Source organism: Microtetraspora niveoalba, from assembly GCF_001570405.1.
Taxonomy (GTDB): Bacteria; Actinomycetota; Actinomycetes; order Streptosporangiales; family Streptosporangiaceae; genus Microtetraspora; species Microtetraspora niveoalba.
The window spans coordinates 41148-51213 of the sequence record NZ_BBYM01000049.1 but is presented as its reverse complement, the minus strand read 5'-3'; the positions used below and the strand labels follow the sequence as shown (position 1 = coordinate 51213).

Here is a 10066-nt window from a genome sequence, read left to right as displayed (position 1 = left end):
CAGCGGAGGCGGCGCCCGTGCCGGGAGACGCGGCGGCCGCCGTACGGGCCGAGCCGGGCGCTCCGGCGCGGGGCGAGCCCGGAGCGGCAGGGGCCGGCGGCCGGAGTAACGCTCCGCTCGCGATGCCGCCGCCGAGCGCCAGGAACGCCCGTCGGCTGAGCGCGCCCCCGGAAGCGAGGTCGGGCGTGCCGCCCACCCCGCCGAGGCCCGGGCCGTCCGGCGTGGGACCGCCGGAGACCGCGGCCTCCGGAGCCGGCGTGAGACCGCGTGTGCGTACGACCTCGGGAGCCGGCCCGAGGTCGCCGGAATGTGCGGGCTCACCAGCCGGCGTGAGACCGCGGTAGAACACGGACATGTTGACCCTCCCCGAGTTGAGCGTGGATTCTCGGGGTTTCCACGTCGCCGGGGAGGTCGAAGCCATCGTCCCCAAGGCATGAGGCCGCTACTCCTCGCGGTCGGATAGTTACGCGTATGTCCGCTGGCATGGGCGCACGCCCCTATGTCGCCCTTTACACCGGATCCGGCCGGTCCGGTGATTATGATCGCGTCTGTCTTGAGCGCCCCCCACCACCCGCCCGCCGGCAGCGGGAAGGAGCCCCCGGTGACCACGACCGACGGCACCGACACCACCCGCCCAAGCCCCGCCCGCATGTACGACTACTTCCTGGGCGGCGGCAACAACTTCGACATCGACCGCCAGACGGCTGAACGGGTGATGGCGGTCTCCGCGGAGACCGTCGCCGTCGCCCGCTCCAACAGGCGGTTCCTGATCGAGGCCGTCCGCTACGCCGCCGGCCGGGGGATCCGCCAGTTCCTCGACATCGGGTCCGGGCTGCCGACGGCGCAGAACGTCCACGAGGTCGCCCGCGCGGTCGCGCCCGAGGCCCGTACCCTGTACGCGGACAACGACCCGAGCGTGCTGCCGCACGCCCGCGCGCTCATCGCGGGGGATGAACTCACCCGCTATATCGAGGCGGACGCGCGCGATCCCGAGGGGATCCTCACCCACCCGGAGACGGTCCGGCTGATGGACTTCTCCCGGCCGGTCGCGCTGCTCATGGTCGCGGTCCTGCACTTCGTCCGGGACGCCGACGACCCGCGCGGCATCGTCGCCGGGTTCATGTCCGAACTGCCGTCCGGCAGCGTGCTGATCCTGTCCCACGTCACCGTGGACGGCATCGACCCCGCCCTTTGGGAGAGGATCCAGGTCACGAACCCGAGCATGGCGGTCCCGTTGAACTTCCGGACCGGCGAGGAGATCGGCGGGTTCTTCGACGGCCTGGACCTGGTCGACCCCGGCATGGTCGACTGCCGGGCCTGGGCGCCCGGGGGAGCGATCGCCCACAGCGCGGACGCGCTGCGCACCTGGTGCGGCGTCGCCGTGAAGAGGTAGGCGCGGCGACGGACCCCGCCGTCAGGGGGCGGCGTCGGGCAGACGGCGGATCTCCGCGTACCCGCCCCCGCCGCAGGAGCCTCAGGCCGGGGAGCGCGTCAGGGGATGGCGGCGAGGAAGCGCTCGCGCTCCTCTTCCGGCAGGTGGTCGACGAAGAGGACGCCGTCCAGATGGTCGGTCTCGTGCTGGAGCACCCGGGCCAGCATGCCGATGGCGCGCACCGTGATCGGCTTGCCGTGCATGTCGCGGCCGCGGGCGACGGCGGCGAAGGAGCGCTCCAGAGGCCACCAGCGCCCGGGAGCCGACAGGCACGCCTCGTCGGCCCGGATCAGCCGCCCGGAGAGCTCCAGCCGGGGGTTGACGATGTGGCCCGCCCTGCCGTCCACCTCGAAGGCGATCACCCGGAGCGGGACGCCGATCTGCGGCGCGGCCAGGCCCGCCCGTCCCGTGCCCGCCCGCATGGTGGCGGTGAGCGACCGGACGAGGTCGCGTACGGAACGATCGAAGGTGGTGACCGGTTCGGCTACGCCGCGTAGCGACGGGTCGCCGAACATCAGGATCTGCCGGACACTCATGCACGCTCCCCGCGGCGAAGACGACACCACAACGAAATGCCCGCACCGGGCTGCTTCCAATCTCTGTTAAATCCCTGTTACACCGGTGATGCCTGTGGATCCGCTGTTTCATCGGTGCGCCACACGTAACCCCCGCACGATCACAGAGAGTCATCGTGCGTAACGTCCGCCTCCTAGCGTCGGCCGCGGCCCCCAGCCGTCCCCGAGAAACGCGGGAGGAACGATGACGATGACGCGGAGCGCGCCGCGGACCGGCCGGTGGATCGGCCACTGGGACCCCGACGACCCGGACTTCTGGGAGAGCACGGGACGTGCCGTCGCGCGGCGCAACCTGGTCTTCTCGATCGTCGCGGAGCACCTCGGCTTCACCCTGTGGACGGTGTGGAGCGTCGTGGCGGTGAAGCTGGGCGACTACCGGTTCACGACCGAGCAGCTCTTCTGGATCGTCTCCCTGCCCAACCTAGTCGGATCCGCGCTGCGGATCCCGTACACGTTCGCGCCCGCCCGGTTCGGCGGGCGCAACTGGACGGTCGTGAGCGCGCTGCTCCTGCTGGTGCCCGCGGTCCTCCTCGCGGTCGCGGTGAACGATCCGGGCACGCCGTACTGGGCGTTCCTCGCGATCGCCGCCACCGCCGGGCTCGGCGGCGGCAACTTCGCCTCCAGCATGGCCAACATCACGCACTTCTACCCGCGGTCGCGGCAGGGCGCCGCGCTCGGCCTGAACGCCGCCGGAGGCAACATCGGCGTCAGCTCGGTGCAACTCCTCATGCCGCCGGTGATCGGCGCGTTCGGAGCGGCCGCCGCCGGGCTGTTCTGGGTGCCGTTCGTCGTCGCGGCCGCGGCCGGCGCGTACCTCTTCATGGACAACCTCGCCTCGGCGAAGGCCGCCCCGAGGGAGCAGCTCAGGATCGTCGCCAGCGGCCACACGTGGACCATGTCCGTGTTGTACATCGGGACGTTCGGCTCGTTCATCGGCTACTCGACCGCGTTCCCGCTGCTGCTCACGACGCAGTTCCCCGAGCACGACGCGCTCGTCGGGTACGCGTTCGCGGGCGCGCTCGCGGGATCGCTGGTCCGCCCGATCGGCGGCCGGCTGGCCGACCGGCACGGCGGCGCGCGGGTGGACCGTGGCGAGCTTCGCGGCGATGGCCCTGGCGCTGCTGCTCGTGTGGCGCGGGCTGGCCGGGCACGACGTCGTCCTCTTCTTCTGCGCGTACCTGCTGCTGATCACGGCTACGGGCGTCGGCAACGGCTCGACGTACCGCATGATCCCGGCGATCTTCCATACGCGCGCCGCCGCGGGGATCCCGCCCTCCGACACGCGGGCGCTGGCCCTGGCGGCGGCGGCCGGGCGGCGGGACGCGTCCGCCGCCGTCGGCGTCATCTCGGCGGTCGGCGCCTTCGGCGGGTTCTTCATCAACCGCGGCTTCGGCGCCTCCGTCGGCGCGACCGGGAACGTGTCCGCCGCGCTCGCCGCGTTCGCCGCCTTCTACGCGGTCTGCCTCGCGCTCACCTGGTTCGGCTACCTGCGGCGGCCGGGCCCGGCCGCCGCGACCGGCCCGGCGGCGGCGCGGGTCTGACCGGGGCCCCGCGCGGTTGGCGGCTTGTAGCACAGAGGTAACAGAAGGGACCCAGCGGTGAAACCCCCTCTCCGCACCATCGGAACCATGCCGACCTCACCGTTCCTCCCCGCGCCTGTGATGTCACCGGTCGCGGAGGGATCCGCCACCCACTGCCCGTACTGCGCGCTGCAGTGCGGCATGCACGTGGCCGGGGGCGCGGTGACGCCGCGCGAGGACGTCCCCGCCAACGCCGGCGGCCTGTGCCAGAAGGGCTGGACGGCGGCGGAGCTGCTGACCTCCCCGGAGCGGCTGACCACCCCGCTGCTGCGCGGCCGCCCCGCCACGTGGGACGAGGCGCTCGACTTCACCGCCGCGCGGATCCGGGCGGTGCAGGAGGAGCACGGCCGCGACGCCGTCGCCGTGTTCGGGGGCGGCGGCCTGACCAACGAGGCGGCCTACCAGCTCGGCAAGTTCGCCAGGGTGGCGCTGCGCACCTCCCGGATCGACTACAACGGCCGGTTCTGCATGTCGTCGGCCGCCGCGGCGGCCGGGCGCGCGTTCGGCATGGACCGCGGCCTCCCGTTCCCGATCACCGACATCGGGCGGGCGGACGCGGTGCTGCTCGCGGGCGGCAACGTCGCGGAGACGATGCCGCCCTTCGTCCGCCACCTGACCCGGATACGCGACCGGGGCGGCCGCCTGGTCGTCGTGGACCCGAGGGTCACCCCGACGGCGGCGCTCGCCGACCTGCACTTGCAGGTGACCCCGGGCGCCGACCTCGCCCTCGCGCTCGGCCTGCTCCACCTGGCGGTCGCCGAGGGGCACGCCGACCTCGGCTACCTCGCCGCCCGTACGACCGGGTTCGAGGCGGTCAGGGACTCGGTGGCGGCGTGGTGGCCGGAGCGCGTGGAGCGGGTCACCGGCGTGCCGGCGGCCCGGATGCGCGAGGCCGTGCGGATCCTCGGCGGCGCGGAGCGGGCGATGATCCTCACCGGCAGGGGCGCCGAGCAGCACGCGAAGGGCACCGACACGGTGACCGCGTTCGTCAACCTGGCGCTCACGCTCGGCCTGCCCGGCAGGGAGGGATCCGGCTACGGCTGCCTCACCGGCCAGGGCAACGGCCAGGGCGGGCGCGAGCACGGCCAGAAGGCCGACCAGCTCCCCGGCTGCCGGCGGATCGACGACCCGGCGGCCCGCGCCCACGTCGCGTCGGTGTGGGGCGTCGATCCCGGCGACCTGCCCGGGCCCGGCCGGTCGGCGTACGAGCTGCTCGACGCGCTGGGCACGCCGGGAGGCCCGAAGGCGCTGCTGGTGTTCGGCTCCAACCCGGTGGTCTCGGCGCCGCGCGCCGGGCACGTCGCCGGGCGGCTCGGCGCGCTGGACCTGCTCGTCGTCGCCGACGTCGTGCTCTCGGAGACCGCGGCCATGGCGGACGTCGTGCTGTCCGTCACGCAGTGGGCCGAGGAGGCGGGCACCATGACGAACCTGGAGGGCCGTGTGCTGCTCCGCCGCCGGGCCGCCGACCCGCCTCCCGGAGTTCGCGGCGACCTCGCGGTGCTGCACGGCATCGCCGCCCGGCTCGGCCACGGCCACCGGTTCCCGGCCGATCCGCGTACGGTCTTCGACGAGCTGAGGAGGGCGTCCGAGGGCGGGATCGCCGACTATTCGGGCATCACGTACGAGCGGATCGCGGCCGAGACCGGGGTCTTCTGGCCCTGCCCGCGCTCGACGGAGGACGGCGGGCCGCATCCGGGCACGCCGCGGCCGTTCCTCGACCGCTTCGCCACCCCGGACGGGCGGGCCCGGCTCGTCCCGGTCGAGCACCGGCCGGCGGCCGAGGAGCCGGACGAGGAGTTCCCCCTCCACCTCACGTCCGGGCGGACGCTCGCGCACTACCAGTCGGGGGCGCAGACGAGGCGCGTCCCCGCGCTCAACGCGGCGTCGCCGGCGCCGTACGTGGAGCTCCACCCGGAGCTGGCGGAGCGGCTCGGCGTCGAGGACGGCGAGACCGTGCGGGTGCGCGGACGGCGCGGCGCGGTGGAGTGCGCCGCCCGGGTCAGCCGCGCCATCCGGCCGGACACGCTCTTCATGCCGTTCCACTGGGAGGGCGTCAACCGGCTGACCAACCCCGCGCTGGACCCGGTGTCGCGGATGCCGGAGTTCAAGGTCTGCGCGGCGATGGTCGAGCGCCTCGACGCGCCCGCCGGGGCGCGCGGGAAGGGGGACCGATGAGACTCGTCGTGGTCGGCAACGGGATGGCGGGCGCCCGCCTGGTGAGCGAGGTGCGCGCCCGGAGCGCGGACGTCCGGATCACCGTGTACGGCGCCGAGGCCGCGCGGCCGTACAACCGGGTGCTGCTGTCGAACGTGGTGGCGGGCACCGCCGGACGCGAGCAGGTCCGGCTGGTCGGCCCGCGATGGTACGCGGAGCACGACGTGACGGCGCGGCTCGGCGTCGCCGTCACCGCGATCGACCGGGACGCCCGCGCGGTGGTCGCCGCCGACGGGACGCGCGAGCCGTACGACGTGCTGGTGCTGGCGACGGGCAGCGAGCCGGTGGTGCCGCCGATCCCCGGGGTGGAGCGGGCGTCGCCGTTCCGGACGCTGGACGACTGCGACCGCATCCGGGAGGCGGCGGCGACGGCGCGGCGGGCGGTCGTGATCGGCGGCGGGCTGCTGGGCGTCGAGGCGGCGCGCGGTCTGGCCGGGCTCGGCCTCCCGGTCACCCTCCTGCACTTCGCGGGCCACCTGATGGAGCGCCAGCTCGACGCGGAGGCGGGGCTGGTGCTCGGCGAGACGCTCGCCGCCCTCGGCGTCGCGACGCGGACCGGGGTGAACGCGACCCGGATCGTCGACGGGCGGGTGGAGCTGTCGGAGGGCGGGCCGGTCGAGGCGGACCTGGTCGTGCTCGCCTGCGGTGTCCGGCCGGTCGTCGGCCTGGCCCGCGACGCCGGGCTCGGCGTGGAGCGCGGCGTCCTGGTGGACGACGAGCTGCGCACCGGCGACCGGGCGGTCTTCGCGATCGGCGAGTGCGCGCAGCATGCGGGCACCGTGTACGGCCTGGTGGCCCCGGCATGGGAGCAGGCGTCCGTGGTGGCGGACATCGTCACGGGGGCCGACAAGGAGGCGCGCTACCGGGGGTCGCGGCTGGTGACGCGTCTGAAGGCGAGCCGGGTGGAGCTCGCGGCGATGGGGGAGACCCACCTGACCGAGGACGAGGCCGAGATCGTCCGCTTCAGCCACCGCCGCGACGGCACGTACCGGAAGCTCGTGATCAGGGACGGCCGGCTGGTCGGCGCCATCCTGCTCGGCGAGACGGCGGCGGTGGGCACGCTCACCCAGCTCTTCGACCGGGGCGCTCCGCTGCCCGCCGACCGCGCCGGGCTGCTCTTCCCCGGTCTCGCCGGTCCGGGAGCGGACGGCGCGGCGGCGGACAGCCCGGTGCGGATGCCGGACTCGGCGCGGGTCTGCCGGTGCAACGACGTGACGAAGGGCCGGATCCGGGCGTGCTGGGAGTCCGGCGCGCGGGACGTCGCCGCGGTGGCCGCCGCGACGCGGGCCACGACCGGCTGCGGCGGCTGCCGCGACGCGGTGGACGGGATCATCGGCTGGCTGTGCGAGCAGGAGGGCGTGAGCGTATGAGCGCGACCGAGGAGCGGAGCGCGACCCGGAGGCACGTCCGAGAGGGGTGCGGGCGGCGGGTCGTCGTCGTGGGGTACGGCCCGGCGGCGCACCGGCTGGTGGAGGCGCTGACCGGGAACGGGTTCGACGGCACGGTGACGGTGCTGGGGGAGGAGCCGCGTCCGGCGTACGACCGGGTGGCGCTGACCTCCTATCTGGCCGGTCGAACGGCCGAGGACCTCGCGTACCCGGCGCCGGCGGGCGTGACGGCGCGGGTGGGCACGAGGGTGACCGCGATCGACCGGGAGGGCCGGACGGTCGTCACGGCCTCGGGCGAGGCGGTGCCGTACGACGTGCTGGTGCTCGCCACCGGGTCGGCGCCGTTCGTGCCGGCGGTGCCGGGGAGCGACCTGCCGGGCTGCTTCGCCTACCGGACGATCGACGACCTGGACGCGATCAGGGAGGCGGCGCGCGGCGGCGGTCCGGGCGTGGTCGTCGGCGGCGGGCTTCTCGGCCTGGAGGCCGCCGACGCCCTGCGCGGGCTCGGCCTGGACACCCACGTCGTGGAGATGAGCGACCGGCTGCTGCCGCGCCAGGTGGACGAGGGCGGCGGCGCGGTGCTGCGGAACCACATCGAGGCGCTCGGCCTCACCGTGCACACGGGGGCGGGGGTGCGGGCGGTCGAGGCGGGCCCGGACGGCAGGGCGGCCCGCCTGGTGAAGCCGGACGGCGAGGCGGTCGAGGCCCGGGTCGTGGTGTTCTCCGCGGGCGTCAGGCCGCGCGACGAACTGGCGCGTGGCTGCGGTCTCGCGGTGGGGGAGCGCGGCGGCGTGGTGGTGGACTCCGGCATGCGCACCTCCGACCCGCACATCTACGCGGTGGGGGAGTGCGCCCTGGCCGCGGGCATGGTGTACGGCCTGGCCGGGCCGTGCCTCGCGCAGGCGGAGGTGGCGGCGGACCGGATCCTCGGCGGCGCGGCGACGTTCGAGGGCGCCGACCTCTCGACCAGGCTGAAACTGCTCGGCGTGGAGGTGGCGCAGTTCGGCGCGACGTCCGGCGCGCTGGACGTCACCTACATGGACCCGGTCGCCGGGGTCTACAAGAAGCTGTTCGTCAGCGACGACGCGCGCACCCTGCTCGGGGGCATCTGCGTGGGCGACGCCGCGCCGTACGACACGCTGCGGCCCTTCGTGGGCCGGGACCTGCCGGGGGCGCCGAGCGACCTGCTGTTCGCGGGCGCGGGCGGCGACGGGATCGACCTGCCGGACGACGCCCTGGTGTGCTCGTGCAACAACGTGACCAGGGGCCGGGTGCGCGCGGCGATCGCCGAGCACGGCCTGACCGACGTCCGGGGAGTCAAGGAGTGCACCAGGGCCGGGACGACGTGCGGAAGCTGCGTCCCCGCGCTGGGCCGGATGCTGGCCGAGTCCGGGGTGGACACCGGCCGGGCCCTGTGCGAGCACTTCGCGTACGGCAGGGCCGAGCTGTTCGACATCGTCCGCGTCCGTGGGATCATGACCTTCTCCCGGCTGATCGCCGAGCACGGGACGGGACGCGGCTGCGACGTCTGCAAGCCGGTGGTCGCCTCGATCCTGGCCTCGCTGGGGAACGGCCACATCCTGGACGGCGAGCAGGCGGCGCTCCAGGACACCAACGACCACTTCCTCGCCAACATCCAGAAGAACGGCACGTACTCGGTCGTGCCGCGCATACCGGGCGGCGAGATCACGCCGGAGCGGCTCATCGTCATCGGCGAGGTGGCCCGCGACTTCGGTCTCTACACCAAGATCACCGGCGGTCAGCGGATCGACCTGCTCGGCGCCCGGGTCGAGCAGCTCCCGGCCATCTGGAAGCGGCTCGTGGACGCCGGGTTCGAGTCCGGCCACGCGTACGGCAAGGCGTTGCGCACGGTGAAGTCGTGCGTCGGCTCGACCTGGTGCCGCTACGGCGTGCAGGACTCGGTCGCGCTGGCCATCGCGCTCGAACTGCGCTACCGGGGGCTGCGCGCGCCGCACAAGCTCAAGTCCGCGGTGTCCGGCTGCGCCCGCGAGTGCGCCGAGGCCCGGTCGAAGGACTTCGGCGTCATCGCCACCGAGCGGGGCTGGAACCTCTACGTCGGCGGCAACGGCGGGTTCACCCCGCGCCACGCCGACCTGCTCGCGGCCGATCTGCCGACCGAGGAGCTGGTCCGGCTCATCGACCGGTTCCTCATGTTCTACATCCGCACCGCCGACCGGCTGCAGCGCACCTCGGCCTGGCTGGAGAGCCTCGACGGAGGGCTCGGCCGCCTCCGCGAGGTGATCGTCGAGGACTCCCTCGGCATCTGCGCCGACCTCGACGCCCAGATGGAGCGGCACGTGGCCGGCTACGCGGACGAGTGGCGCGCCACCCTCGAGGACCCCGAGCGGCTGCGCCGCTTCGTCGGCTTCGTCAACGCGCCGGGCACGCCCGACCCGTCCATCGAGTTCGAGACCGAGCGCGACCAGATCAAGCCGGTCCTGATCCCACTGGAGGCAGTGAGCCGATGAGCGTTCTTCAGCAGAGCCCGGCCGCGGCGGCCGGGGAGCGCGCCTGGACCCCGGTCTGCCGGTACGCCGACCTGTCCCCGGACCGCGGCGCGGCCGCGCTGGTCGGCCGGCGCCAGATCGCCCTGTTCCGCACCTTCGACGGCCGCCTGTACGCCATCGGCAACCGCGACCCCTACAGCGGCGCGTACGTGATGGCGCGCGGCATCGTCGGCAGCAGGGGGCAGGAGCCGACGGTGGCCTCGCCCATGCACAAGCAGGTCTTCTCCCTGGCGAGCGGGGTGAGCCTGGACGACCCGGCGACGGCCGTGCCGACGTATCCGGTCCGCGTCGTCGACGGCACCGTGGAGGTGGGCCTTGACCGTGCCGCCTGAGACCGCGCCGCCCGAGA

At 74.4% G+C, this 10066-nt stretch carries 7 protein-coding genes and 2 pseudogenes; 7 read left to right on the top strand and 2 right to left on the bottom strand.

Annotated features, from left to right (window positions below; genetic code table 11):
- Positions 1 to 355 (bottom strand): annotated as a pseudogene (locus AWQ70_RS40745) (hypothetical protein); the annotation flags it as partial.
- A gap of 246 nt (positions 356 to 601) precedes the next feature.
- Here AWQ70_RS40745 and AWQ70_RS34345 point away from each other — a divergent pair.
- Positions 602 to 1393: an SAM-dependent methyltransferase gene (locus tag AWQ70_RS34345; RefSeq protein ID WP_067185872.1), complete on the top strand. Its 792-nt coding sequence runs from the start codon at positions 602 to 604 to the stop codon at positions 1391 to 1393.
- Between the two features lie 98 nt (positions 1394 to 1491).
- Here the strand turns inward: AWQ70_RS34345 and AWQ70_RS34340 are convergent, their stop codons facing one another.
- Positions 1492 to 1968, bottom strand: coding sequence for a peptide deformylase (locus AWQ70_RS34340; protein ID WP_067185870.1), 477 nt, complete (start codon positions 1966 to 1968; stop codon positions 1492 to 1494).
- A 223-nt stretch (positions 1969 to 2191) separates the two neighbouring features.
- On the opposite strand from AWQ70_RS34340, the pseudogene AWQ70_RS42315 reads away from it, so the two are divergent.
- The 6 genes and pseudogenes from AWQ70_RS42315 to nirD all read left to right on the top strand — a co-directional run.
- Positions 2192 to 3022 (top strand): annotated as a pseudogene (locus AWQ70_RS42315) (MFS transporter); the annotation flags it as partial.
- Positions 3023 to 3095: 73 nt separating this feature from the next.
- Complete coding sequence (locus tag AWQ70_RS42310; protein WP_306303431.1) at positions 3096 to 3548, top strand: MFS transporter; 453 nt, start codon at positions 3096 to 3098, stop codon at positions 3546 to 3548.
- An 87-nt stretch (positions 3549 to 3635) separates the two neighbouring features.
- Positions 3636 to 5762, top strand: coding sequence for a molybdopterin oxidoreductase family protein (locus tag AWQ70_RS34330; RefSeq protein ID WP_245647287.1), 2127 nt, complete (start codon positions 3636 to 3638; stop codon positions 5760 to 5762).
- On the top strand, positions 5759 to 7171 hold the full coding sequence (locus AWQ70_RS34325) for an FAD-dependent oxidoreductase (RefSeq protein ID WP_067185868.1): 1413 nt from the start codon (positions 5759 to 5761) through the stop codon (positions 7169 to 7171). The genes AWQ70_RS34330 and AWQ70_RS34325 overlap by 4 nt, the downstream gene beginning before the upstream one ends.
- Entirely contained in the window at positions 7168 to 9678 is a 2511-nt protein-coding gene (gene nirB / locus AWQ70_RS34320) for a nitrite reductase large subunit NirB (protein WP_067185866.1), read from the top strand. The genes AWQ70_RS34325 and nirB overlap by 4 nt, the downstream gene beginning before the upstream one ends.
- Positions 9675 to 10049: a nitrite reductase small subunit NirD gene (gene nirD / locus AWQ70_RS34315; RefSeq protein WP_067185865.1), complete on the top strand. Its 375-nt coding sequence runs from the start codon at positions 9675 to 9677 to the stop codon at positions 10047 to 10049. Before nirB ends, nirD begins: the two co-directional genes overlap by 4 nt.
- Positions 10050 to 10066 lie beyond the last annotated feature (17 nt).

Bases quoted from the DNA above. Each gene is read 5' to 3' on its own strand.
- AWQ70_RS34340 (WP_067185870.1), bottom strand. From the start codon at position 1,968: ATGAGTGTCCGGCAGATCCTGATGTTCGGCGACCCGTCGCTACGCGGC.
- AWQ70_RS34330 (WP_245647287.1), top strand. From the start codon at position 3,636: ATGCCGACCTCACCGTTCCTCCCCGCGCCTGTGATGTCACCGGTCGCG.
- AWQ70_RS34325 (WP_067185868.1), top strand. From the start codon at position 5,759: ATGAGACTCGTCGTGGTCGGCAACGGGATGGCGGGCGCCCGCCTGGTG.
- nirB (WP_067185866.1), top strand. From the start codon at position 7,168: ATGAGCGCGACCGAGGAGCGGAGCGCGACCCGGAGGCACGTCCGAGAG.
- nirD (WP_067185865.1), top strand. From the start codon at position 9,675: ATGAGCGTTCTTCAGCAGAGCCCGGCCGCGGCGGCCGGGGAGCGCGCC.